This is a genomic window from Pseudomonas sp. UBA1879, from assembly GCF_002338065.1.
Taxonomy (GTDB): Bacteria; Pseudomonadota; Gammaproteobacteria; order Pseudomonadales; family Pseudomonadaceae; genus Aquipseudomonas.
Window position 1 is genome coordinate 104,569 of record NZ_DDHJ01000005.1, and the last position, 22,959, is coordinate 127,527.

Annotated in this window: 21 protein-coding genes; 15 read left to right on the forward strand and 6 right to left on the reverse strand. The window is 62.0% G+C overall.

Annotation, left to right across the window (positions count from 1 at the left end):
* The first annotated feature begins 89 nt into the window (after nucleotides 1-89).
* Together B3N48_RS08205 and B3N48_RS08210 are read left to right on the forward strand one after the other, a co-directional pair.
* On the forward strand, nucleotides 90-386 hold the full coding sequence (locus B3N48_RS08205) for an ArsR/SmtB family transcription factor (RefSeq protein WP_296181910.1): 297 nt from the start codon (nucleotides 90-92) through the stop codon (nucleotides 384-386).
* 120 nt (nucleotides 387-506) lie between these two features.
* Entirely contained in the window at nucleotides 507-1,940 is a 1,434-nt protein-coding gene (locus B3N48_RS08210) for an NAD-dependent succinate-semialdehyde dehydrogenase (protein WP_296181913.1), read from the forward strand.
* Between the two features lie 47 nt (nucleotides 1,941-1,987).
* Here B3N48_RS08210 and B3N48_RS08215 read toward each other — a convergent pair whose 3' ends face one another.
* Nucleotides 1,988-2,731, reverse strand: a complete 744-nt coding sequence (locus B3N48_RS08215) for a GntR family transcriptional regulator (protein ID WP_296181915.1) — start codon at nucleotides 2,729-2,731, stop codon at nucleotides 1,988-1,990.
* A gap of 106 nt (nucleotides 2,732-2,837) precedes the next feature.
* Here B3N48_RS08215 and B3N48_RS08220 point away from each other — a divergent pair, with 106 nt between their 5' ends.
* From B3N48_RS08220 to B3N48_RS08235, 4 genes are all read left to right on the forward strand, one after another.
* On the forward strand, nucleotides 2,838-4,193 hold the full coding sequence (locus B3N48_RS08220; protein ID WP_296181918.1) for a class-II fumarase/aspartase family protein: 1,356 nt from the start codon (nucleotides 2,838-2,840) through the stop codon (nucleotides 4,191-4,193).
* A gap of 214 nt (nucleotides 4,194-4,407) precedes the next feature.
* A complete protein-coding gene (dctA, locus tag B3N48_RS08225) occupies nucleotides 4,408-5,709 on the forward strand; it encodes a C4-dicarboxylate transporter DctA (protein ID WP_296181919.1) in 1,302 nt (433 codons plus the stop codon).
* On the forward strand, nucleotides 5,706-7,106 hold the full coding sequence (locus tag B3N48_RS08230) for a class II fumarate hydratase (RefSeq protein WP_296181922.1): 1,401 nt from the start codon (nucleotides 5,706-5,708) through the stop codon (nucleotides 7,104-7,106). Before dctA ends, B3N48_RS08230 begins: the two co-directional genes overlap by 4 nt.
* A gap of 579 nt (nucleotides 7,107-7,685) precedes the next feature.
* Complete coding sequence (locus B3N48_RS08235) at nucleotides 7,686-9,155, forward strand: MFS transporter (RefSeq protein ID WP_296181925.1); 1,470 nt, start codon at nucleotides 7,686-7,688, stop codon at nucleotides 9,153-9,155.
* Between the two features lie 152 nt (nucleotides 9,156-9,307).
* Here the strand turns inward: B3N48_RS08235 and B3N48_RS08240 are convergent, their stop codons facing one another.
* A complete protein-coding gene (locus B3N48_RS08240; protein ID WP_296181928.1) occupies nucleotides 9,308-10,951 on the reverse strand; it encodes a phosphoethanolamine transferase in 1,644 nt (547 codons plus the stop codon).
* A gap of 283 nt (nucleotides 10,952-11,234) precedes the next feature.
* On the opposite strand from B3N48_RS08240, the gene B3N48_RS08245 reads away from it, so the two are divergent.
* Nucleotides 11,235-11,846, forward strand: a complete 612-nt coding sequence (locus B3N48_RS08245; RefSeq protein ID WP_296181930.1) for a glutathione S-transferase family protein — start codon at nucleotides 11,235-11,237, stop codon at nucleotides 11,844-11,846.
* A 106-nt stretch (nucleotides 11,847-11,952) separates the two neighbouring features.
* Here the strand turns inward: B3N48_RS08245 and B3N48_RS08250 are convergent, their stop codons facing one another.
* From B3N48_RS08250 to B3N48_RS08260, 3 genes are read right to left on the reverse strand one after another with little or no spacing between them, the layout of a single operon-like run.
* On the reverse strand, nucleotides 11,953-12,702 hold the full coding sequence (locus B3N48_RS08250; RefSeq protein WP_296181933.1) for a substrate-binding periplasmic protein: 750 nt from the start codon (nucleotides 12,700-12,702) through the stop codon (nucleotides 11,953-11,955).
* A 23-nt stretch (nucleotides 12,703-12,725) separates the two neighbouring features.
* Nucleotides 12,726-14,072: a GGDEF domain-containing protein gene (locus B3N48_RS08255; protein WP_296181936.1), complete on the reverse strand. Its 1,347-nt coding sequence runs from the start codon at nucleotides 14,070-14,072 to the stop codon at nucleotides 12,726-12,728.
* A 2-nt stretch (nucleotides 14,073-14,074) separates the two neighbouring features.
* On the reverse strand, nucleotides 14,075-14,845 hold the full coding sequence (locus tag B3N48_RS08260; RefSeq protein WP_414704210.1) for a substrate-binding periplasmic protein: 771 nt from the start codon (nucleotides 14,843-14,845) through the stop codon (nucleotides 14,075-14,077).
* A gap of 315 nt (nucleotides 14,846-15,160) precedes the next feature.
* Between B3N48_RS08260 and cydP the strand changes: the two genes are divergently transcribed.
* Genes cydP through B3N48_RS08285 form a run of 5 tightly spaced genes read left to right on the forward strand, consistent with a single transcriptional unit; the run spans nucleotide 15,161 to nucleotide 18,532 of the window.
* A complete protein-coding gene (gene cydP / locus B3N48_RS08265; RefSeq protein WP_166597345.1) occupies nucleotides 15,161-15,358 on the forward strand; it encodes a cytochrome oxidase putative small subunit CydP in 198 nt (65 codons plus the stop codon).
* Nucleotides 15,355-16,944: a cytochrome ubiquinol oxidase subunit I gene (locus B3N48_RS08270; protein ID WP_296181940.1), complete on the forward strand. Its 1,590-nt coding sequence runs from the start codon at nucleotides 15,355-15,357 to the stop codon at nucleotides 16,942-16,944. Before cydP ends, B3N48_RS08270 begins: the two co-directional genes overlap by 4 nt.
* Before the next feature lie 10 nt (nucleotides 16,945-16,954).
* Nucleotides 16,955-18,097, forward strand: coding sequence for a cytochrome d ubiquinol oxidase subunit II (gene cydB, locus B3N48_RS08275; RefSeq protein ID WP_296181984.1), 1,143 nt, complete (start codon nucleotides 16,955-16,957; stop codon nucleotides 18,095-18,097).
* Between the two features lie 26 nt (nucleotides 18,098-18,123).
* Nucleotides 18,124-18,240 (forward strand): cytochrome bd-I oxidase subunit CydX, encoded by a 117-nt coding sequence (gene cydX / locus B3N48_RS08280; protein WP_296181942.1) that lies wholly within the window; start codon nucleotides 18,124-18,126, stop codon nucleotides 18,238-18,240.
* On the forward strand, nucleotides 18,230-18,532 hold the full coding sequence (locus tag B3N48_RS08285) for a cyd operon YbgE family protein (protein ID WP_296181944.1): 303 nt from the start codon (nucleotides 18,230-18,232) through the stop codon (nucleotides 18,530-18,532). Before cydX ends, B3N48_RS08285 begins: the two co-directional genes overlap by 11 nt.
* On the opposite strand, the gene B3N48_RS08290 is transcribed toward B3N48_RS08285, so the two are convergent.
* On the reverse strand, nucleotides 18,520-19,812 hold the full coding sequence (locus B3N48_RS08290) for an MFS transporter (RefSeq protein WP_296181948.1): 1,293 nt from the start codon (nucleotides 19,810-19,812) through the stop codon (nucleotides 18,520-18,522). The two genes, B3N48_RS08285 and B3N48_RS08290, sit on opposite strands and share 13 nt — an antisense overlap.
* A 503-nt stretch (nucleotides 19,813-20,315) precedes the next feature.
* Between B3N48_RS08290 and B3N48_RS08295 the strand changes: the two genes are divergently transcribed.
* The 3 genes from B3N48_RS08295 to B3N48_RS08305 all read left to right on the forward strand — a co-directional run bounded on the left by B3N48_RS08295 (nucleotide 20,316) and on the right by B3N48_RS08305 (nucleotide 22,923).
* A complete protein-coding gene (locus B3N48_RS08295) occupies nucleotides 20,316-21,236 on the forward strand; it encodes a LysR family transcriptional regulator (RefSeq protein ID WP_296181952.1) in 921 nt (306 codons plus the stop codon).
* Nucleotides 21,236-22,138 (forward strand): LysR family transcriptional regulator, encoded by a 903-nt coding sequence (locus B3N48_RS08300; RefSeq protein ID WP_296181955.1) that lies wholly within the window; start codon nucleotides 21,236-21,238, stop codon nucleotides 22,136-22,138. Before B3N48_RS08295 ends, B3N48_RS08300 begins: the two co-directional genes overlap by 1 nt.
* A gap of 161 nt (nucleotides 22,139-22,299) precedes the next feature.
* A complete protein-coding gene (locus tag B3N48_RS08305; RefSeq protein WP_296181958.1) occupies nucleotides 22,300-22,923 on the forward strand; it encodes a glutathione S-transferase family protein in 624 nt (207 codons plus the stop codon).
* Nucleotides 22,924-22,959: the final 36 nt, after the last annotated feature.

The following is a 22,959-nucleotide window of genomic DNA, read 5'->3' on the forward strand; positions in this document are numbered from 1 at the left end:
TTTTCAGTCGGCGTCAGGTATCGCTCGAGGCAGCTCTTGATCACAAGAAGCATCGACAGGGAGGTTTCAACCGGGGTGTAACGATCTTCATGAGTACGGCACATCAATCTTCATTGACCGATCAGCAAGTGGCCCTCATTTCCCGAGCGCTCGCCGATCGCAGGCGTTACCAGATTCTGTTGCAGATCAGCGCCTCTCAAGCGGCCGTGCCTTGTGCCGAGCTGCTCAAGGTTCATCCGGTGAGCGCCGCGACGGTGTCTCATCACACCAAAGAGCTGGAGCGGGCGGGTTTGATATCGACGGTCCGCGAAGGCAAGTACGCCAGCTTCATGATGCAGCGCGAGGTCCTTAAAGCGTATGCGCAGCAGCTGATGCACCTTGGCTGAACCTTTCTCATCAGACGTCTTACGAATTCGTCTTGATCGTTCAAGGTATATGCCTGTAACTTTCTCGGCTTGGCTTTTTCCATTCCCTCGCCTCGAATTGGCGCACCCGGAGTTTTCTTCATGTACCCAGACGTTCAGCTGTATATCGACGGCCAATGGCGCGCCAGTGAAGCTGGCCGCACCCTGCCGGTCATCAACCCGGCCACCGGCGACACCCTCGGCACCGTAGCCCACGCCGACATCGCCGACCTGGACAAGGCGCTTGCCGCCGCCGAGCGCGGTTTCGACACCTGGCGCAATACGCCAGCGTATGACCGTTACAAGATCATGCAGAAAGCGGCCAATCTGATGCGCGAACGCGCGGACACCATCGCCAGCATCATGACCCAGGAACAGGGCAAGCCGCTGGCCGAAGCACGCATGGAAACCCTCGCCGCTGCCGACATCATCGACTGGCTGGCCGAAGAGGGCCGCCGTGCCTACGGCCGTCTGGTGCCGTCGCGCAACGTTTCGGTGGAGCAGAAGGTGATCAAGGAGCCTGTAGGTCCGGTGGCGGCCTTCACCCCTTGGAACTTCCCGATCAACCAAGTGGTGCGCAAGCTATCGTCGGCCTTGGCGGCGGGGTGTTCGATCATCGTCAAAGCGCCGGAAGAAACCCCGGCATCGCCTGCCGAGTTGATTCGGGCGTTCATCGACGCGGGGGTGCCGGCCGGTGTCATCGGTCTGGTCTTCGGGGATCCGGCGCAGATTTCCAGCTATTTGATCGCGCACCCGACCATCAAGAAAGTCACCTTCACCGGTTCCACGCCTGTGGGCAAGCAATTGGCGGCACTGGCCGGTCAGCACATGAAGCGCGCCACCATGGAGCTGGGCGGTCATGCACCGGCCCTGGTGTTCGATGACGCCGATCTGGATCTGGCGGTCCGTACGTTGGCAGGCGCCAAGTTCCGTAACGCCGGGCAAGTCTGCGTGTCGCCGACCCGCATTCTGGTCCAGCGCGGCGTCTATGAGCAGTTCATCGAGAAGTTCGTCGGCCTGACCCGTGAGGTCAAGGTCGGCAACGGCCTGGAGCAGGGCGTGACCATGGGGCCGCTGGCCAACGAGCGCCGTGCCCCGGCACTGACGTCGCTGGTCAAAGACGCTGCGGACAAAGGCGCCACCCTGCACACGGGCGGCACGTCGATCGACGGCCCGGGGTATTTCTTCCCGCCGACCGTGCTCAGCGGCTTGACCCCCGACATGCGCATCATGAATGAAGAGCCGTTCGGTCCGGTGGCGCTGATCGTGCCGTTCGACACCGTCGAAGACGCTATCAAAGAGTCCAACCGCGTGCCATTCGGCCTGGCTTCGTATGCGTTCACCACGTCGATGAAGACCGCGCACATTCTCAGCACCCGCATCGAGGCAGGCATGCTGTCGATCAACCATCAGGGCATCGGTCTGGTGGAAGTGCCGTTCGGCGGGATCAAGGATTCCGGCTACGGCTCCGAGGGCGGGACCGAAGCGATCGAGGCGTACCTGAACACCAAGCTGGTGACTGTCTTCAATCTGTAAGTGGCACTGACTGAGAAGAGCCCACCGTTTGGTGGGCTTTTTTTTTGTCAGCCGCGCCGTTCCCGTTTCATCTGCATGACCAGCGTGAATCGGTCATCCGGATAGACCGTCTCCGACACAGCGATCAGCCCGCCCTGATCATCGCGATACTGCCGGATGATGTTCAGCCCCAATGACCCGGCGGCGGCATTCAGGCGGTGGGCGAGGTCGTTGTTCAATTGCACGGGGCGGACTTGCTGATCCACCGCATCAATGCGCCGCCCGAATTCGCGCTCGATCAGCGCCGCGATCAATTCGCCTGGGCTTTCTTCAGCCAACGGGATGACCCTGGCATAGCTCTCGTCGGCGTACACATCGGTCCAGCATAACGGCGCCTGGCGCTGATTGACGTCCACTTTGACGCTCGACATGCAGAAGCAATGCGAGCCGGGTTCGAGCCCCAAACGCCGCGCCAGAGCAATGTCCACGACGAAATGCCGAACGTCCTGCACGTCACGAATGTGGGTCTCGGCCACATGCACCAGATCCGCGACTGACGCCAGCGATTGTGAGTAACCGCCACTCGGTGTGTCAGCCTCGACGCGGGTCCCGACGCGCTTGCGACGCGACACCATCCCCTGATTCTGCAACTGCATGATCGCTGCGCGAACGGTGTGGCGGCTGACGTCATACAGCGCACACAGCTCGAACTCCGTCGGCAACAACGACCCAACGGGATAACGCCCATTGGCGATGCGCTCCATCAGGTCATTGGCGACGGCCACGTAACGCGTTTGATTGGTGCCTTCCATCGAGCTCTCCCCACAGCGAGTTGACAGTGTATCAGGACAGCGGGTATTAATTATGTACGGACATAAAATATATGTACGGCCAATAACAACATTTGAGACGCTTCCCATGTCGACCACCGTTTTTGATTCCGCACTGTTCCGCGACATGTTCGGCACCGCCGAAATGCGCGACGTCTTCTCCGACAAGGCGCTGATCCAGCGTTACATCGAGGTCGAAGTGGCCTTGGCTCGCGCTGAAGCGCGCTGTGGCGTGATTCCCGCCGAGGCGGCCGAACAGATCGCTGAACAGGCCACCTTTGATGCCCTGGACCTGGCGCTGATGCAGCACGAAACCGAAATCGTCGGCTATCCGATCCTGCCGTTGGTGGAGCAATTGTCGAAGACCTGCGGCGACGCCGGACGTTATGTGCACTGGGGCGCGACTACCCAGGACATCATGGACACGGCGGTGGTCTTGCAAATTCGTGCCGCGCTGAAGCTGGTCGAGCGTGACGTTCAGGCCGTACGTGGCTTGCTCGCGGGACTGGCCCGGACATACCGCGACACGCCGATGGCCGGGCGCACACACCTGCAACACGCGTTGCCGATCACCTTCGGCTACAAGTGCGCGGTGTGGCTGAGCATGTTCGACCGGCACGCCGAGCGCCTGGTCGAGCTGCGCCCGCGGGTCGAGGTGGGTCAGTTCGCCGGCGCTGCCGGGACGCTGGCGTCGCTGGGCGACAAAGGCCTGGAGGTGCAAGCGGCGTTGATGGCCGAACTGGGCCTCGGTGTGCCGCAAGCCACCTGGCACGTGGCACGGGACGGTCTGGCCGAAACCCTGAACTTCCTTGGTCTGGTCACCGCGTCGCTGGGCAAGGTGGCGTTGGACGTCATGATGATGATGACCAGTGAGCTGGGTGAAGCCTACGAACCGTTCGTCAAAGGCCGTGGTGCCAGCAGCACCATGCCGCAGAAGCGCAACCCGATTTCCTGCGAGCTGATGTACGCCGCCGCCAAGGGCGTGCGTCAGCAGGCCGGTCTGATGCTCGACGCGATGATTCAGGATTTCGAGCGTTCGACGGGCCCTTGGCAAGCGGAGTGGATCGCCATTCCCGAAGCCTTCGCGCTGAGCGCAGCATCGCTGGGCCAAGCCAAGTTCATGCTCGCCGGACTGGAAGTACGGCCTGAGCGCATGCTGAAAAACCTCAACATGACCCAGGGTCTGATTGTCGCCGAAGCCGTGATGATGGGCTTGGCACCCGCCTTGGGACGCCAGGTCGCGCACGATGTCGTTTACGCCGCCTGCCGCGTGGCCAATGACGAACATATCAGCCTTTTCGATGCCCTGATTGCCCAGGGCGCCGTGACTGAACGCCTCGACCGCGCCGAGCTGCAGCGCTTGACCGACCCCCGCAACTACCTCGGACTGGCGCCGCAGATGGTGGACCGCGCCTTGGCGCAGGAAGGCTCGGTAAAACGCTGACGGTTTGAGCTGTACCAGAAACCCGTGGGACCCGGCCTGCTGGCGCCGCTGACAGATCAGGCATCGCCTGTTCAGACGGCCTACCGATGGCGTCGTAACGCCGCCCGCAGCAAACCGGCTTCTGCAATCACTGCATCAGACGGAGAGCCGTCGAGCGACACCGAATGTCTGCGACCGCTCGACTTCCGCCCATAACAACAATGAGAGCGCCAACATGTCTTCAACCGGTAAGAAACCGTTTTACCGCGACCTCACGTTTCAGGTGGTCGCCGCCATGGTCCTCGGGATTGCCTTTGGCTTCATCGCCCCTGAACTGGCTGCCAGTTTCAAGATCCTTGGCGATATCTTTCTCAAGCTGATCAAGACCGCCGTGGCCCCGCTGGTGTTCTTTACTGTGGTGCACGGCATCGCCTCGGCGGGCGATATCAAACGCGTGGGCAAGCTGGGTTTACGTGCGCTGATTTACTTCGAAGTGTTGTCCACCGTCGCGCTGGCCATCGGCCTGATCTGGGGCAATGTGCTGCAGATCGGCTCGGGCATGCACGACGCCCATCCCAGCAACGCCACCGCTGCCGCTGCCAGTGCCGCCGTCGCCAAAGGGCATGGCCCGGCGTCGACGCTGGATTTTATCTACGGGATCTTTCCGGACAACTTCGTCGGCGCCTTCGCCGGAGGGCAGTTGCTGCAGGTGCTGGTGATCTCGGTGTTGTTCGGCTTCGCGCTGCTGGCTCTCAAACCTGAGCGGCGTGAAGTGATCGAAGAGGGCTTGAGCCGGATCTCCGAATGCTTCTTCGAGTTCATCAACCTGATCATGAAGTTTGCGCCGCTGGGCGCCTTCGGTTCGGTGGCCTACGCAGTGGGCAGTAATGGCACCGCTGTTTTGATGTCGCTGGCCAACCTGGTGCTGATGTTCTACGTGGCGATTTTCTTCTTCATTTTCGTCGTGCTCGGCGTGGTGTGTCGGGTGTCCGGGTTCAGCCTGTGGCGTTTCCTGCACTACATCAAGGATGAGATTTTCATCGTGTTGGGGACGGCGTCCTCCGAAAGCGCCTTGCCCCGTCTGTTGCAAAAGCTGGAAAAATTTGGCTGCTCGAAACAAAGCGTGGGCCTGGTGCTTCCTACCGGCTATGCGTTCAACCTCGATGGCACGTCTATCTATATGTCGCTGTGCGTTCTGTTCATCGCCAATGCCTACGGCGTGCCGCTGAGCTGGGAACACCAACTGGGCATCGTCGCCATCATGCTGGTGACGTCCAAAGGCGCGGCTGCGGTGTCGGGCGGCAGCTTCGTGGTCTTCGCCGCCACCGTGACCGCCGTGGGCGTGCTGCCAGCCGAGGGCCTTGCCTTGTTATTCGGGGTGTACCGCTTCATGTCGATGGCCATCGCCACCTGCAACACCATTGGCAACAGCGTCGCCACGGTGGTCGTCGCTAAATGGGCCGGAGAGTTTTCCGAGCAAACTGCTCAGGAAGAATACCGGCGTGAACTGGGCCGTGCACCGGGGGCCGCGCTATGAGGGAAGTACGTTATGAAAACGATGCGTTCGGCCCGGTAGCGATTCCGGCCGACCGCTACTGGGGGGCGCAGACGCAGCGGGCGTTGGAGGTGTTCGGCAATCATGGCGAGCGTTTTGCCCCGGGGCTGATTCATGCGTTTGGTTGGCAAAAAGTCGCCGCTGCTCGCGCCAATTGGCGCTTGGGCGCGTTGTCGGAATCAATCGCTCAAGCGATCGAAGACGCCGCCGGGCAGGTGGCGGCTGGGGCGTTCGATGAGCATTTCCCGCTGACCGTCTGGCAGACCGGCTCTGGCACCCAAACCAACATGAACGCCAACGAGGTTATCGCCAATTTGGCGAATCAGGCGTTGGGCGGGAAATTGGGCGGCAAACAGCCGGTGCACCCCAACGATCACGTCAATCGGTCGCAATCCTCCAACGACAGTTTTCCCACGGTGATGCATGTGGCGGCGGCGCTGCAGTTACGCGATCACTTGCGGCCTGCATTGATCGCGCTGCGCGATGCCTTGGCTGACAAGGCGCAGGGTTGGCAGAAGGTGCTGAAGATCGGTCGCACCCACTTGATGGATGCCGTGCCGATGACACAGGGGCAGGCTTTCGACGCGTTTTCCCGGCAGATCGGCCACGGCATCGCGCGCATCGATGGCTGCCTGCCGCGCTTGCGCCTGTTGCCTCAAGGCGGCACAGCAGTGGGCACCGGGCTCAATGCGCCGGAAGGATTCGATCAGGCGTTCTGCGAAGAGCTCAGTGCGCTGACCGGCGAGCCTTTCGTGCCGAACCCGAGCAAGTTCGAAGGGATGGGCACTCACGACGCGCTGGTCGAGGTGTCAGGGGCGCTGAACGTCCTCGCGGTGTCATTGAGCAAGATCGGCAACGACATTCGTCTGCTAGGGTCCGGTCCGCGTTGTGGCCTGGCGGAATTGCTGTTGCCTGATGACGGGCTGACGTCCTCGATCATGCCGGGCAAACGCAATCCCACGTTGGCCGAAGTGCTGGTGCAGGCAGCGATGCAGGTCATGGGCAACCACACGACCGTGACCCTCGCCGGAGCGTCCAGCGCATTCGAGCTGAACGTCGCCAAGCCGGTGCTGATTCACAACGTGCTGCAATCCATTGGGGTGCTGGCGCATTGCGTGGGCATCTTCACCGAAAAATTGATCAAGGGGCTGGAGCTCAACCATCCGCAGCTGGCGCACAACGTAGAGAACGCGCTGCTCATGGCCACCGTGCTCAACCCCGTTCTGGGTTATGACCAGGTAGCGCAGATCACCCGTAAAGCCGCAGCGGAGGGACTGTCTCCCAAGGCCGCAGCGGTGGCGCTGGGGTTCGTAACAGCGCAGGAATATGAGCGCTTGGTACAGCCTGAACGGATGGTGGGGCCTCAGGCGAGCGACTGATCGCTGATGTCGTGCCTGCGCATTTCCTACAAGGAATTCAGCGTGCCAGAAGACGTGTACGCCTCCGATGCGGCGGCAAGGTAATCACCAAACCCTTGTACACCCCATGACCCGTAGGAGACGCCGGAGGCACGATGGCAGCGACCTGGCGCGCAGCGGCAGCAAATCCTGTGCATGCGGTGTGTCAGGGGTAACGCGGTATCGACGGTGGTGAGCCAAGGAAATCGTTGGCGACCGATAGGCCGTCATCGCTGCCGTCGTTCCTCCGGCGGCTCCTACAGATGTTCAGCGTGTCAGGAGATGTGAACCCCTCCGATGCGGCAGCAGGGTAATCACCAAACCCTTGTACACCACATGACCCGTAGGAGACGCCGGAGGCACGACGGCAGCGATCTGGCGCGCAGCGGCAGCAAATCCTGTGCAAGCGGTGTGTCAGGCGTAACGGGGTGCCGACAGTGGTAGCAGACGGATTGCATGAACGTGGGTGACGCGAAGGGGGTGAGGGAATTCGCTGAACTCATACGCGGCCCTTGCGCTCTCACCCTCAGATCATTTCGATCTGTGGAGCAGGGATTCGCCATGAGCGTCGCGGACGTTGATTCAGCCACCGACCAGACCCGGGGCACGGTATTCGAAACCGATCTTACAGCGCGACTGGATCGTCTGCCGTGGGGTCGGTTTCACACGTTGCTGGTGTTTGCCCTCGGCATCACTTGGCTGCTCGACGGTCTGGAGGTCACGCTGGCGGGGTCGGTGTCCGGGGCGTTGAAAGAGAGCCCGGTGTTGCACCTGACCAACGCCGACATTGGCCTGGCCGGTGGCGCCTACATCTGCGGCGCGGTGCTGGGTGCGTTGTTTTTCGGCTGGCTGACTGACCGTCTGGGGCGGCGCAAGCTGTTTTTTATCACCCTGGCCCTGTACATCTGCGCCACGGCGGCTACCGCTTTTTCGTTCAGCCTGTGGAGCTTCATGCTGTTCCGGTTTCTGACCGGGATGGGCATCGGCGGCGAGTACACCGCGATCAATTCGACCATCCAAGAATTCACCCCCGCCCGGTTTCGCGGCTGGGTGGACCTGACGATCAACGGCACGTTCTGGATCGGCGCGGCGTTGGGAGCAGGCGGTTCCATCATTCTGCTGGACGCCAGCTGGATCGGCGGCGATCTGGGCTGGCGTCTGTGTTTTGGCATCGGCGCGGCGCTCGGGCTGGTGATTCTGGTGATGCGCCTGTGGTTGCCGGAAAGTCCGCGTTGGTTGCTGATCCACGGGCAGGCGGAAGAAGCGAAAGCGATCGTCGAAGACATCGAAAACCGCTTCCGTGAGCAGGGCCATGACCTGCCGCCGCCCGCTGGAAAGACCTTGCGCCTGCACGCCCGGGATCACACGCCGCTGCGGGAAATCTTCGACACCCTTTTCAACACCTATCGCCAGCGGGCGCTGGTGGGCCTCACGTTGCTCACCGCGCAGGCGTTTTTCTACAACGCGATCTTCTTCACCTACGCCTTGGTCCTCACCGAGTTCTATCAGGTGCCGTCGGCGTCCATCGGCTGGTACGTGCTGCCGCTGGCGTTGGGGAATTTCTGCGGACCGCTGCTGCTCGGCAGGCTGTTCGACGTGGTCGGGCGCCGGGTGATGATCAGCCTGACGTACGCGGTGTCGGCCGTATTGTTGACCATCAGTGGTTACCTGTTCGAGCAGGGGGTGCTCAACGTCACGCAACAGGCCATCGCATGGATGGTCATTTTCTTCTTCGCGTCGGCGGCTGCCAGCTCTGCTTACCTGACCGTGGCCGAGACCTTCCCGCTGGAAATCCGCGCACTGGCGATTGCAGTGTTCTATGCCTTCGGCACCGCGTTGGGAGGTATCGTCGGGCCGACCCTGTTTGGCGAGCTGATCGACAGCCACGAGCGCGGACCGGTATTCATCGGCTACCTGATCGGCGCGGCCTTGATGCTGCTCGCGGCGGCAGTGCAGGCGATTTGGGGGGTGGCCTCTGAGCGTAAATCATTGGAAGAGGTGGCGCGCCCGCTGTCCCAGGCGAAGGATTAGACACCCGGTTTGCCTGACGCCATGCCCGCTTAAGCCGCGGGCGTCTGGGCGCTGGATGCCCGCGATCTGGCGCGAAGCGGCAGCAACCCCTGAGCGCCCGGTTTCGGCGTTGCAACGCAGACCCACCAACCTCGAGCCCTGCAGCATTCGCGTCACCCTTGGCTGCGTTTGCAACTGTGAAAGATATCCAGGGCCGGCTGGTATTCCTGGGTGTTGACGCCAAGCAGGCTCAGCACCGAATGAAACAGGTTGTCGTGGCTCAGGTCGGGCTGGTGTTGCTTGGCGGCCAGGCAGCCGCGATCAATGCCGGCATCCTCCAGTGTCGCGTTACCGAACCACATGACCATAGGCACGTGCGTTTGCGCGGCGGGGGCGATGGCGTAGGGCGCAGCGTGCAGGTAGATGCCGTTTTCCCCCAGAGACTCGCCGTGGTCCGAGACGTAGATCATCGAGGTGTCGACCTTGTCCTGATTGCGCTTGAGCAACTCGATGGTCTGCGCCAGGAAATGATCGGTGTAGAGAATCGTGTTGTCGTAGACGTTTTTCAGCTCGTCCGACGTGCAACTGCCCAACTGGTTGGTGTGGCAGACCGGCGTGAACCGCTCCATGGATGTGGGGTAGCGGTCGTAGTATTCCGGGCCATGGCTGCCATCGGAATGCAAGACGATGATCGCATTGTCCTTCAGCGAATCGATGTAGTCCTGCAGCCCCACCAGCAGCGATTCATCCAGGCAGTTCTGGCCATCGCAGAAAGGGCTGGGCTGGTTTTTCGGGATGTCGCTATGGGGCACACGCAGACAGGTGCCTTTGCAGTCGCTGTTGTTGTCCAGCCACAGCACGCTCAGGCCAGCACGTTGCAACATGTCCAGCAGGCCCTCGTAGGTCTTGCCTTTCTTGTCGCTGTAATCGGTGCGAGGGAATTTGGAGAACATGCACGGTACCGATACCGCCGTTGACGTGCCGCATGAGGCGACCTGGGTGAAGTTGAGAATGTCCTGCTTCTTCAATTCGGGGTTGGTCTCGCGCCCGTAGCCGTTGAGCGAGAAGTGGTCGGCGCGGGCGGTTTCACCGACGACGAAGATCATCAGGCTTTTCTTCGGACGCTGTTGTGCTTCAAGGCTGAGGACGGAGTCGGTGCCCACGGGCTGGACCTTCACCGTTTCCTTGATCGCTACGGTTTGCTTGGTCAGTTTGCCGAGGGCGTAGATGTAGTTGGTCGGGTTGATGAAGTGGGTCAACTCGTCCTCGTTGCGAAAGATCGGCGCATAGGTCGAGTAGAAAGGCGCGATCGCCGCGGTCATCACCACACCGCAACCGAGGCACACCAGCACTTTGTTGATGAGACCCGGCAGCACGCGGCGATAGGTGACCGGCACCGCCCAGATCACTGCCGTCGGCAAGACGCCCAGCAGACCCATATAAAGGAACAGCTTGATGCTGAGCAGGGCCTTGGCTTCGCCGGGGTTGGTTTCCAGAACATTCTGCATCATCACCGTGTCAATGGAGATGCCGTAGGTGTTCATGAAATACGCGGCCGCCGCCGAACACAGCGCCACCAGACTGAGCGCTGGCTTGAGCGTCGGTCGGAAGGACAAAGGGGTCAATAGCAGTGTGATGGCTGCCCATAGGAAAAACGCGAACGAGACATAAAACGCGACGACCTTGAGGCCCTGGAGTTGGGTCAGGCTGACCAGCGCGTGCCAGGTGGCAAGGTTGTAAAACGCTACAAGACACAGGGAAAACAGCATGACTAGGCGAGTGGAGGTCACGGCAGGCAGCTTCGAACGTATTTCCATATAGCGCGACTCGGGGCAGGTCTGAACGTGTCTTTCACGTCGAGCGGTCCCTGCGACGTGCATGTCAGACGGACCTGCCGAAGAGGGCAGGCGGGTTGATGGAGAACCAAAGACGCGCGGAGTTTTTCAGAACGATTGTGAAGACTTTGTGAACACAGCGTAGACGGCATGTGAGCGCGTGAAATGTTTTCGGCAGCGAACGTTGCGGCCGCGAACCTAGGCGATCCTGCCAGGGGTTGGCGTCGCACTTGATCAGGGTCTCAATACGTACGGGAGAGTGTGGATGAAACTCATCGGAATGCTGGATTCGCCGTACGTACGGCGAGTGGCGGTCAGCCTGAAACGCCTGGGGGTTGCGTTTGAGCATGAGTCGGTCTCGGTGTTTCGTGAAATGGAGCGGTTCAGGGCGCTCAATCCGGTGGTCAAGGCGCCGACGTTCATTACCGATGAGGGCGAGGTGTTGATGGAGTCGAGCCTGATTCTGGATTACCTCGAGTGCTGGATAGGGCCGGGCAGGGGGTTGATGCCGTCGACGCTCCCGGAACGGACGCGGACCCTGCGCCTGACAGGCTTGGCGTTGGTGGCGTATGAAAAGGCGGTGCAGATCCATTACGAACGCAACCTGCGGCCAACCGAGCGTCAGCACGCCCCGTGGCTTGAGCGGGTCAGTGAGCAGTTGCGCACCGCCTGCGGAGAGTTGGAGCGGGAGTTGCTGGCGCAGCCGTGCAGCGCAGGCGTGACGATCGGGCAGGACGGGATCAGCATTGCGGTGGGCTGGTCGTTCATCCAGTTAGTAGCGTCGGATACGGTCGGCGCGGACGATTTTCCCGCGCTGGCGACGTTCACGGCCGAAGCCGAGGCGTTAGCGATTTTTCGCACACTGCCGATGGTGTGAAACGTCGGCATCCATCGGTTTTGCGCCAGTGCCAGTGCCAGCGGCAGCCGAGGTCCGCACTGGCGCGTGCCTCTCCACACGGCGGCACACCGTCAGCGGTGTTTCTTCACTGCGCCAGCGCCTTGGCCACTGTCCCGTCTGCTTTCAACCGGGCAAACGCCTCGGTCACCCGTTTCACGGTGTCCGGCGGGGTTTTCAGGCTGAGGGCGAGGTAGAGGCTTTGGGAAAGGTCGTTGATGGTGTACACGCTTTCCAACAGATCGAACGGCACGTTCAGATCCCGGCATTGCTCGCGGGCTTCGCGTTCAGGCATGGGCACAAGCGCCACCTGGCCGCTAAGCAGTTTGCGCAGGTTGTCGAGGTTGTTGGCGGAGACCACTATTTTGCTGAAATGCTGGCTCTCGAGGTATTGCTGGCGCGCGTCGTCCCGGACCACGCCGACGGTGTAGTTGCGCGCGTCCTGCAACGCGCCGACCAGCACATCAGGGCGCGTGCGCAGCCGGTAGAACAATTGCGTCACCGGTTCCAGCTCGCCCACCCAGTGAAACAACGCCTCGCGCTCGACGTTACGGATCATCGGGTAAATCACCACGTTGGGTTCCAGCCGCGCCATGTCATAAGCCCGAGCCCACGGGTAGAGGGCCATGTGGTAGTCCTTCAGCCCGGCATCATTCAGGGTTTTTTCGACGATCTCGCTGGCGGGGCCGGTGACCTTGCCGTCCTGCAGCCAGCTATAGGACGAGTCTTCGGTGACCACCTGCATCGTGTCGGCCCAGGCGTTCAGGCACACCACCGTCAGGACGGTGGCCGATAACAGCCTCGCGCTGCGTTTGATCGAATGTCGGATGGTGCACATGTCAGATGCTCTCCTTGATCAGGTCAGATCTCACACCGGTTGCGACCCTGGCTTTTGGCGCGGTACAGGGCCTTGTCGGCGCTCTGCAGCAGTTGATCGAAACGGTCCATGTTGGCCGGGTCGAGTTCGGCGATGCCGATGCTCATCGTCACGTAAGGCGACACCCCCGAACCGGTATGCGGCAGTTTCTGCTCGGCCAGCAGTCCCCGCAAACGCTCGGCGGAGCTGAGGGCCTGTTCCCGGTTCTGGCCGGGCAACAGCACCGCAAACTCCTCACCGCCCAGACGCGCCACCAACTCGCCAGAGCGCGAAAACAGCGCGCTCATGGTCAGCGCCACATCGCGCAGGCACTGGTCACCGTTGGCGTGTCCGTAGTTGTCGTTGTAGAGCTTGAAGTAATCGATGTCGCACATCAGCACGGAAAACGCCTGCCGATGACGCAGAGCGCGGTTGAATTCCAGCTCTTTCACTTCATCGAAGTGACGCCGGTTGGCCAGGCCCGTGAGCGGGTCGAAGCGGGTCAGGGCTTCGAGACGGGTGTTGGCCGCCTTGAGTTGTGCGGTGCGCTGCTCCACCAGATCGGCCAGCTGGTCGCGGCTGGCGGCAAGGGCGATTTCGTCGCGGGTCTGGCGCTCCAGGTGGGCGGCCAGTTTGTCCTGCAGATCGTTGACCCCGGCTTCCAGCAGGTCCAACTCGTCGACGGCCTTACCCCCGCGACCCAGATTCAGGTGATGTTTCAGATTGCGCGGCGTGAGTTGCTCCAGGTGTTCGGCGATGCGGCGCACGTGGAGCGTCACCGAGCGGTTGAACATGCCCATGATCAGCCCGGCCAACGCCAGCGACTGAATGATCTGGGTCAGCATGATGACCGCGACCTCTTTCCACAGGCGCTTCCACAGCAGGCTTTCGTCGCCTTCAATGGTGAGCTCGCCGACCACTTCATTGGCGCCAGGGTAGGGCGTCACGGTCAACTGGCGGTGCAGGGCTGGGGCGAGGGTGGAGCCGACATGGCCGGGATGTTGGCGGTCCAGCACTTCCGGCGCACGGCCCGGACGCAGAATGCGCAGTTCGACCCGCCCCACCGGGGCAGCCAGGGCGACGCTGTCGATCTGTGTCTGCAAGGCTTCGTTGTCCATTTCCCACACCGCCTTGGACAGCGTGCCCTGAAACACCTGATCGATCAGGCCCAGTTCCGCGTTCATGGTGGAGAGGTTGGTGTTCCAGGCGAAGAAGGTCCTGACCGTGACGGTGGCCAAGGTGAACAGCACGCAGAACGCCAGTGTCGCCAACACCAGCCGACGTGCCAGGGAACCGGACCGGGGAGGCGCGCCAGCGTTTTCAGGGGTCTTGGACTCGGACTCAGCCAGCATGCTCAATTCCATTTACGTGCGATGGCATCGTAGGTCCCGTTCTCACGGACAGTCCTCAGCCCTTGCTGAAACAGCTGAACAGTAGCATCTGGCGTCCCGCGACTGAAAGCCATGCTGAACCCTCCCGCTTCTTCCAGCGCGGGCACACGCAAGGATTGCACCAACGTTTGCGCCGGGTCGTCACCGGCCTGATGCACGATGTAATGCGCGTTGAGTTCGTCGGAGATCCACAGGTCCACATGCCCGGTGCGCAGCTTCTGGTAATTGAGTTCGTAACGGTTGCTCGATTGCAGGTGCCGACCGACGAGAAAGTGCTGGCTCATCAGGTATTGCTCACCGACATCCTCATTGACCGTCGCGGTCTGCCAGTCGCGGGCATCGTCCAGGTCCATCAAGGCGATGGGGTGGGTCGAGGAGGAATAAATGAACCAGCGCGCCGCGGCGATGGTGCCGACCCACTTGAACAACGGCTCGCGCTCGGCGGTGCGAGTGATGGAGTAAATCAGCACGTCAGGGTCGTGCAGTGCCAAGTCATAGGCCCGCGCCCAGGGCATGGACTGGATGGTCGCGTCCAGGTTGATTTCTTTCAGTACCGCGCGCACGACCTCGGTGCTCATGCCGGTCAACTGCCCGTCGCGGGTCATGTTATAGGGCGGCAGCTCTTCGGTGACGATCCGGATCGGCCCGGCGTTCGCCCCCTGAACGCCCATGCACAGCAAGACCGCGCCGAACAACGCGCTGCGAGCCTTGGATTTGAGCATTCGGGGTGTCATGGCCTGCTACCTCATCGACGGCAGCAGCGGCTGTTTCCGATCCGCCGAAGGCGCGGAAAGACATGGCCAGACTGCCTCTTATACCCACGATATCGGCTGAAGAATCCGCCACTTGAGGCGCTTACCTGCCGTTTATGATTGCCTTCATGCCTGTCGTCCGCCTAGCGGCTCGCAAGGAGCATTTTCCCTGGATAGCCCGTTCAACAGTCGCTGTGGCGTTCTGTCACACCCGGTTACCCGCCATTTTTTGACCTGGGTCAAGGGTCTCGAAAGATGCTGTAGGAAAATTTCTACGCACCCCGACGAGTCTTCAACATGCCCGGTCCTTTCGATTTCCTCAAACACCCGCTGGCGAAAGAAATTGGCCTGATCCTGTTGATCAAGCTCGTCTTGCTGATGGGCATCCGTAGCGTCTGGTTCGACGCACCGGTCGAAGTCAAGGATGACGGGGTGCAAGCTGGCCTGCATGTATTGGGCGCCCCTCCCGTATCTGATGAGAAGAACCCCAAATGATTTCGGAATCAGTCGTCGATTTATCTCGGCTGCAGTTCGCGATGACCGCGCTGTATCACTTTATCTTCGTGCCGCTCACGCTGGGCATGACCTTCCTGCTGGCCATCATGGAGTCGGTCTACGTCATGACCGGCAAGCAGGTGTACAAGGACATGACCAAGTTCTGGGGCAAGCTGTTCGGCATCAACTTCGCCCTCGGCGTCACCACCGGCCTGACGATGGAGTTCCAGTTCGGTACCAACTGGGCGTACTACAGCCACTACGTCGGTGACATTTTCGGTGCGCCACTGGCGATCGAAGGTCTGATGGCGTTCTTCCTCGAATCGACCTTCATCGGCCTGTTCTTCTTCGGCTGGGATCGCCTGACACGCGTGCAGCACCTGACTGTGACCTGGCTGGTCGCCATCGGCTCGAACATGTCGGCGCTGTGGATTCTGATTGCCAACGGCTGGATGCAGAACCCGGTCGGCGCCGAATTCAACTTCACCACCATGCGCATGGAGCTGACCAGCTTCGCCGACCTGCTGTTCAACCCGGTCGCGCAAGTCAAGTTCGTGCACACCGTGGCCTCTGGCTACGTGACCGGCTCGATCTTCGTGCTGGCGATCTCCAGCTGGTATCTGCTCAAGGGCCGCGACATCGGCTTCGCCCGCCGCTCGTTCGCCATCGCCTCGGCATTCGGCATGGCCTCGATTCTCTCGGTGATCGTATTAGGCGACGAATCCGGTTACGAGATTGGCGACGTGCAGAAAACCAAGCTGGCCGCCATCGAAGCCGAATGGGACACCGAGCCTGCACCGGCCGCGTTCACCTTGTTCGGGCTGCCGAATCAGGAAACCCAGCGCACCGATTACGCGGTGAAGATCCCTTACGTGATGGGCATCATCGCCACCCGCTCGGTGGACAAGCAGGTCACCGGCATCAAGGATCTGGTCGTCGAACACCAGGGCCGTATCCGCAACGGCATGGTCGCTTACGATCTGTTGGGCAAACTGCGTGCGGGCGACAAGAGCGAGCACACCCTCAACGCCTTCAACGAGGTGAAGAAGGACCTGGGCTATGGCCTGCTGCTGAAGAAGTACACCGACAAAGTGGTGGACGCCAACGAACAACAGATCCAGCAGGCGGCGCTGGATTCGGTCCCTCACGTGGCGTCGATCTTCTGGACCTTCCGCATCATGGTGCTCAGTGGCGTGTTGATGCTGCTGCTGTTCGCCTGCGCCTTCTACGCCTCGGCGCGCAAGAACGAATCGAGCAAACGCTGGCTGCTGAAGTGGGCGCTGTTCAGCCTGCCGCTGCCATGGATCGCCACGCAGACCGGCTGGTGGGTGGCCGAGCACGGGCGGCAGCCGTGGTCCATCGGTGAAGTGCTGCCGGTTCACCTGTCGGCCTCGACGCTGTCCAGCGGCGATGTCATCGGCTCGATCCTGGCACTGGTGGGCTTCTACACCGTCCTGCTGATCATCGAGATGTACCTGATGATCAAGTTCGCCCGCCTGGGCCCAAGCAGCCTGCACACCGGTCGTTATCACTTCGAGCGCCGCGACAGCGACGTGCCCGCTGCCCAACAACCGACGCTGGCCTGAGGAACACATGATGTTCGATTACGAGACACTCAAACTCATTTGGTGGGTGCTGGTCGGCGTGCTGCTGATCGGCTTCGCCCTGACCGACGGCTTCGACCTGGGCGCCGCGATGCTGATGCCCTTCGTCGGCCGCACTGACAACGAACGGCGGGTGGTGATCAACACCATCGCACCGCACTGGGACGGCAACCAGGTGTGGCTGATCACCGCCGGGGGCGCGCTGTTCGCCGCCTGGCCGCTGGTGTACTCGGCGGCGTTCTCGGGGCTGTACTGGGCGCTGCTGCTGGTGCTGTTCGCGCTGTTCGTGCGCCCGGTGGGTTTCGACTACCGCAGCAAGCTGGAAAACACCCGCTGGCGGCAAAGTTGGGACTGGGGCCTGTTCGTCGGCGGCCTGGTCCCTTCGCTGGTGTTCGGGGTGGCCTTCGGCAACCTGCTGTTGGGCGTGCCGTTCCAGTTCGACGACACCCTGCGCACCAGCTACCACGGCAACTTCTGGCAACTGCTCAGCCCCTTCGGTCTGTTGGCCGGTGTCGTCAGCCTGAGCATGCTTGGCCTGCACGGTGGCAGTTGGTTGATGATGCGCACCGAGGGCGCGATTGCCCGCCGCTCTCGCCGCGCCACGCAACTGCTGTCGCTGGTCTTCCTGCTATCGTTCGTCGGCGCGGGCGTGTGGCTGTTGCTCGGCGGTATTCAAGGCCTGGCGATCACGTCGGCAGTCGACGCGGGCGCGGCGCTGAATCCGCTGGCCAAGAGCGTCGTCGCCACCAACCACGGCTGGATGGCCAACTATCACGCTCATCCGTTGACCGTGATCGCGCCGCTGCTGGGTCTCTTCGGCGGCCTGCTGGCCTTGCTGTGTGCCAGCGCCGGGCAGGGCCGGATGGCGTTCCTCGGCAGCAGCCTGGCCATCGTCGGCACGCTGTGCACGGCGGGCTTCGCCCTGTTCCCGTTCGTCATGCCGTCGAGCCTTGACCTGGCGTCCAGCCTGACCGTGTGGGACGCCGTGTCCAGCCATAAGACCCTGGTCATCATGACCGTCGCAGCGGCGATTTTCGTGCCGATCATCCTCTGCTACACGCTGTGGTGCTACGCCAAGATGTGGGGCAAGGTCACCACCGCGCACATTGACCACAACCCCCATGGCCTGTACTGAGCCCGGACTTCATCGAGGAGAACAACATGTGGTATTTCGCCTGGATACTTGGCGTATTGCTGGCTTGCAGCTTCGGCATCATCAACGCGCTGTGGCTGGAGTCATCCGACGCCAGCGCGCTGGAGAACGGTCGTGACCGCTGAGGCGCTGAACGCGCCCTTCAAACACAGCCTCGGCAGGGCGTTGTCCCTGCTGATGGCGGTGCCCCTGAGCCTGGTGCTGCTGGTGCACCCGGCGTCGATGCTGGACGCCGACGGCCACTATTCCCACAGCCTGCTGATGTTGGTCATGTGGGGCGTGGCCGGCGGTTTCGTCCATGGCGTCGGTTTCGACCCCCGTGCACTGGTCTGGCGGGTGGTGTTTCACCCGCTGTTGGCCTGGGGGTTGATGGGGATCGGCTACGGCGTCTGGCTGATGGCCCGTCAGTGGGTCTGAGGCTGGGCGGACTTCAGCGCCGGCACGATGGACAACGCAATCAGCGCACCGATCACACACAGCAGGCCGGAGATGAAGAACGCCGGCAGGTAACTGGCGAAGTGTGTGCGTGTCCACCCCGCCCCAAAGGCGGCGAAAGCCGCGCCCAGTTGATGGCCGGCGAAGATCCAGCCAAAGACGATGTTGGCCCGGGCCGGACCGAAGCGCTGTACCGTCAGCTTCACCGTTGGCGGTACGGTGGCGATCCAGTCCAGGCCGTAGATCAGGGCGAAGAATGACAGGCCGTAGACGGTGAAATCCGAGAACGGCAGGATGAGCAGCGCCACCCCGCGCAGGCCGTAATAACTGAACAGCAGCCAGCGGTTGTCGAAACGGTCGGACAGCCAGCCTGAGCCGATGGTGCCGACGAAATCGAAGATCCCCATCACGGCCAACATGCTGGCAGCCGTGGTGGCGATCAGGCCGTAGTCGCCGCACAGGCTGATGAAGTGCGTCTGAATCAGGCCGTTGGTGCTGGCGCCACAGATGAAAAATGTCATGAACAGCACCCAGAACGTCCAGGTGCCGGACACGTCGCGCAGTACCTGCAACGGTGTGAGCAACAATTGCGAGAACGTGTGCGTGCTGGCGGCGACGGGCTGAATATCGGTATCGCCGTAGGAGGGCATTTGCAGGTCGGCAGGGTGGTTGCGCATCAGTGCGAGGACTGCGACCCCGGCGACGACGATGGCCACACAGATGCAGGTCAACGCCGTTCGCCAGCCAAAATGTTCGGTCACGTTGGCCAGCATCGGCATGAACACCAGTTGCCCGGTGGCCGAGCTCGCCGATAGCAGCCCCATGGCGACCCCGCGACGTTGCGAAAACCAGCGGGTGGCGACGGTCGCGCCCAACACCATGGCCGTCAGACCGGTGCCGAACCCCACCACCAATCCCCACAGCACGACCAACTGCCAGAATTGCGTCATGAACAACGACAGCAGCATGCCGCTGGCGACCAGCGTCAACGCGGTCAACACCACCTGACGTACGCCGAAGTGATTCATGAAGGCCGCCGCGAACGGGCCGGTGAGGCCAAATAGCGCAAAGCGGATCGCCAGCGCCGAAGAAATCTCCGCGGTGTCCCAGCCGAATTCGGCTTCCAGAGGGCGGATGAACACGCCCGGTGCCCCCACCGCGCCAGCCATCACTAACATGGTGAGAAAGGTCACCGCCAGGATCACCCAGCTGTAATGAATGTGACGACGCGAAAGCGACGCCGCCAGAACCGACGAAACCATGGAAAAATCCCCGAGAGCCCAGACGCGTAAATTGGAGTATGACCGTTCGCCAATATGAACGCCTATCCAGGTGCGGCTCGTCAAGCAAATATTACGGGATGTGTCACATCTTTATGCGCAGTGAGCCACGTTGAAAGCTTCCATCGACATCATGGGCGAAGCGTGCGTTTGGCGAATGCATTGGCGTTGCCTGTCACACTGCCATCGCGGCCGTCGTGCCTCCAGCGGCACCTACAAGGCCTGTGTTGGATCAATCACGCGGGTGATGCCCAGCGCCGTCGCGGTTTTGTGCCGATCACAACCCTGTGAATCGCCTCTGACTCTGTAGGAGCCGCCGGAGGCACGACGGCCGCGATGGCAATTTCAGGTGGTAAATCACCCGCTGACCCACCGCCATCGCGGCCGTTGCTGGCTGTTAGGAGGGTTGAATCGGCCCTGCGAACCTTGCATCCCGACGCCGCTATCGCGTTCACTGGCACGGTGCCTTACCACTGAGCCCAGCCATGGACAGATTTCAGGAAATGCAGGTCTTTATCGCCGTGTGCGAAGCGCGCAGTTTCGCGGAGGCGGCGCGGCGTCTGGAGATGTCGGCACCCAGCGTGACCCGCGCGGTGGCCGCGCTGGAGAAGCGTATCGGCACGCTGCTGTTGTCGCGCACCACGCGCAGCGTGCATTTGAGCGAGGCGGGGCAGCGTTATTTCAGTGACTGCCGACGCATTCTCGGCGAAATCGAAGAAGCCGAGGACGCCGCAGGCGGAAGCATCACAGCGCCGGTCGGGCACCTCACGGTCACGGCCTCGATACTGTTCGGCGAGCTGTTCGTGATGCCGCTGGTGGTGGATTATCTCCAGCAATACTCCGGCGTCAGCGTCAACGCGTTGCTGCTGGACCGGATCACGCGGATGGTCGAGGAGGGGATCGATGTGGCCGTGCGCATCGGCCACCTGATGGACGCCAGCCAGCACGGCATCCCAGTCGGTGAAGTGCGCACGGTTCTGTGCGCATCCCCCGCCTATCTGGCGGCCCACGGCCATCCGCAGCACCCCGAAGCGCTCAAAGACCACCGCCTGATCGTCTCGGACGCCAGCGCGCTGATGCGTCGCTGGACCTTCGTCGAAGGGGGCAAACCGTTTCAGATTGACCTGCAATCGCGCTTGACCGTGTCCGCCAACCAGGCGGCCATCACTGCCGCCAGCCGCGGGTGGGGAATCACCCGGGCCTTGTCGTATCAGGTCGCCAGCCGGGTTGCCTCAGGTGAACTGGTGCTGATTCTGGAAGCTTTCGAAGAGGCGCCGGTTCCTGTGCACATCTGCTATCAGGCTGAGCGCAAAGTGTCGGCCAAGGTGCGCACCTTCGTCGATTTCTGCGTCGAACGCCTGCGCCAGGACCCGGCGATTCGTCCCGCCACCCCGAGCCGCCGTTAATGGAACGCCATCGACAGATGACGATCTTCGCGGCCGTGGCGCAGTCCGCCAGTCTGGCCGCCGCATCACGCCGGCTGAACGTGTCCGAAGCCACGGTCAGCCGCGCGCTGGCGGCCCTTGAACAGCGCCTGGGCAGACCGCTGCTGGAGCGCAACACGCGCGGGGTGACGGTGACCGAAAGCGGGCGGTACTTTGCCGAGGAGTGCGTGCGGTTGCTGCGCGCGACAGACGAAGCCGATGCGTCGGCCAATGGTCTGCACGTCGAGCCGCGAGGGCTGCTGACCCTGGCCACGCCACCGCTGTTCGGGGAGAGGCTGATGCTGCCGCTGGTGTTGGATTACCTCGATGCCTGGCCCGGAATCCAGATATCTATTGCCTACCAGAACCATTTTCCCAACCTGCACGAAAATGGCGTGGACGTCGCCGTGCTGATCGGTGACCTGCCTGACGCGAACATGGTGGCGCGCAAGATGGGTGCGCTGCGGCCCATGATCTGCGCCAGCCCCGCGTACCTGCAACGGTATGGCGCGCCGCAAACGCCCAGCGAAGTGCAGCAGCACGCGCTGATCGCCTGCAATGCCGACAGTTGGACCCACGAGTGGCGATTCCAGCGCAACGGCATCGTGCGCAGCCTGGCCTTCAAGCCGGGCCTGCGTTGCAACACCCGGGTCGCTGCGATCAATGCCGCCCTCCGCGGCGCGGGGTTGGTCTCGTGCCTGAGCCATGAAGTGCACGAACATCTGCCGACCGGGCGCCTGCAACAGGTGCTGCAAGCGTATGACGTGGCGCCGCTACCTGCGTACCTCATCTACCGCGAAGGGCTGCGCGCCTCGGCGCGGGTTCGCAGTTTCATCGACTTCGCCGTCGAACGGTTGCGGGAGCATCCGGCGCTGAAGGGCTGAAGCAGGGCTGCGATCAGCGGCGTTTATTTCACCTGCTGAAACACTGGATTGCTTTTGTTGGTGATTCCGCCGATGTGCGGGGTGACTCATGATTCACTCCATCAGCGCGGTGCAACCTCCGCCGCCTGCATTCAATCCACGATCGCTACAGGAGCCTTTTCATGTCCGCCATCACACTGCATCACTTCCCGCTCTCCGGTCACTCGCACCGCGCCCAGCTCATGCTCTCATTGCTGGGGCTGACGCCGGAGATTCATTTCGTTGACCTGGCCAACGGCGCGCACAAAACCGCCGAGTACCTGGCAATCAACCCGTTTGGCCAGGTGCCGGCCCTCGACGACAATGGCACGATCATCTCCGACTCCACCGCGATCCTGGTGTACCTGGCCAAGAAGTACGACGCCACGGGGCAATGGCTGCCCGCTGACGCCGAAGCAGCGGCCCAGGTTCAACAGTGGTTGTCGGTCGCCTCCGGTCAGATCGCGTCGGGCCCGGCCCGCGCTCGCCTGATCACGGTGTTCGGCGCGGATTTCGACCCGAAAGACACCCTCACTCGCGCCCACGCCATTCTGCAGATCATTGAACAGCACCTGAGCGGCCGCGATTTTCTGGTCACCGACCACGCCACCATCGCCGACGTGAGCGCCTACAGCTACATCGCCCATGCGCCCGAGGGCAATGTCTCGCTGGAGACCTATCCCAATATCCGCAACTGGCTGGCGCGTATCGAAGGCCTGAACGGATTCGTGCCGATGCCGAGCACCAAAGCCGGTCTGGTGGTGTGATCCCTCCGACGGATCATTGAAGCGGTCGCGGGAAGC

What these genes read in the sequence shown, in the direction of transcription:
- B3N48_RS08250 (WP_296181933.1), bottom strand. Translation starts at nt 12,702, where the DNA reads ATGTGCACCATCCGACATTCGATCAAACGCAGCGCGAGGCTGTTATCG.
- B3N48_RS08270 (WP_296181940.1), top strand. Translation starts at nt 15,355, where the DNA reads ATGATTTCGGAATCAGTCGTCGATTTATCTCGGCTGCAGTTCGCGATG.
- cydP (WP_166597345.1), top strand. Translation starts at nt 15,161, where the DNA reads ATGCCCGGTCCTTTCGATTTCCTCAAACACCCGCTGGCGAAAGAAATT.
- B3N48_RS08240 (WP_296181928.1), bottom strand. Translation starts at nt 10,951, where the DNA reads ATGGAAATACGTTCGAAGCTGCCTGCCGTGACCTCCACTCGCCTAGTC.
- B3N48_RS08210 (WP_296181913.1), top strand. Translation starts at nt 507, where the DNA reads ATGTACCCAGACGTTCAGCTGTATATCGACGGCCAATGGCGCGCCAGT.
- B3N48_RS08235 (WP_296181925.1), top strand. Translation starts at nt 7,686, where the DNA reads ATGAGCGTCGCGGACGTTGATTCAGCCACCGACCAGACCCGGGGCACG.
- dctA (WP_296181919.1), top strand. Translation starts at nt 4,408, where the DNA reads ATGTCTTCAACCGGTAAGAAACCGTTTTACCGCGACCTCACGTTTCAG.
- B3N48_RS08260 (WP_414704210.1), bottom strand. Translation starts at nt 14,845, where the DNA reads ATGACACCCCGAATGCTCAAATCCAAGGCTCGCAGCGCGTTGTTCGGC.
- cydX (WP_296181942.1), top strand. Translation starts at nt 18,124, where the DNA reads ATGTGGTATTTCGCCTGGATACTTGGCGTATTGCTGGCTTGCAGCTTC.
- B3N48_RS08290 (WP_296181948.1), bottom strand. Translation starts at nt 19,812, where the DNA reads ATGGTTTCGTCGGTTCTGGCGGCGTCGCTTTCGCGTCGTCACATTCAT.
- B3N48_RS08205 (WP_296181910.1), top strand. Translation starts at nt 90, where the DNA reads ATGAGTACGGCACATCAATCTTCATTGACCGATCAGCAAGTGGCCCTC.
- B3N48_RS08245 (WP_296181930.1), top strand. Translation starts at nt 11,235, where the DNA reads ATGAAACTCATCGGAATGCTGGATTCGCCGTACGTACGGCGAGTGGCG.
- B3N48_RS08295 (WP_296181952.1), top strand. Translation starts at nt 20,316, where the DNA reads ATGGACAGATTTCAGGAAATGCAGGTCTTTATCGCCGTGTGCGAAGCG.
- B3N48_RS08230 (WP_296181922.1), top strand. Translation starts at nt 5,706, where the DNA reads ATGAGGGAAGTACGTTATGAAAACGATGCGTTCGGCCCGGTAGCGATT.
- B3N48_RS08305 (WP_296181958.1), top strand. Translation starts at nt 22,300, where the DNA reads ATGTCCGCCATCACACTGCATCACTTCCCGCTCTCCGGTCACTCGCAC.
- B3N48_RS08220 (WP_296181918.1), top strand. Translation starts at nt 2,838, where the DNA reads ATGTCGACCACCGTTTTTGATTCCGCACTGTTCCGCGACATGTTCGGC.
- B3N48_RS08255 (WP_296181936.1), bottom strand. Translation starts at nt 14,072, where the DNA reads ATGCTGGCTGAGTCCGAGTCCAAGACCCCTGAAAACGCTGGCGCGCCT.
- B3N48_RS08300 (WP_296181955.1), top strand. Translation starts at nt 21,236, where the DNA reads ATGGAACGCCATCGACAGATGACGATCTTCGCGGCCGTGGCGCAGTCC.
- cydB (WP_296181984.1), top strand. Translation starts at nt 16,955, where the DNA reads ATGTTCGATTACGAGACACTCAAACTCATTTGGTGGGTGCTGGTCGGC.
- B3N48_RS08215 (WP_296181915.1), bottom strand. Translation starts at nt 2,731, where the DNA reads ATGGAAGGCACCAATCAAACGCGTTACGTGGCCGTCGCCAATGACCTG.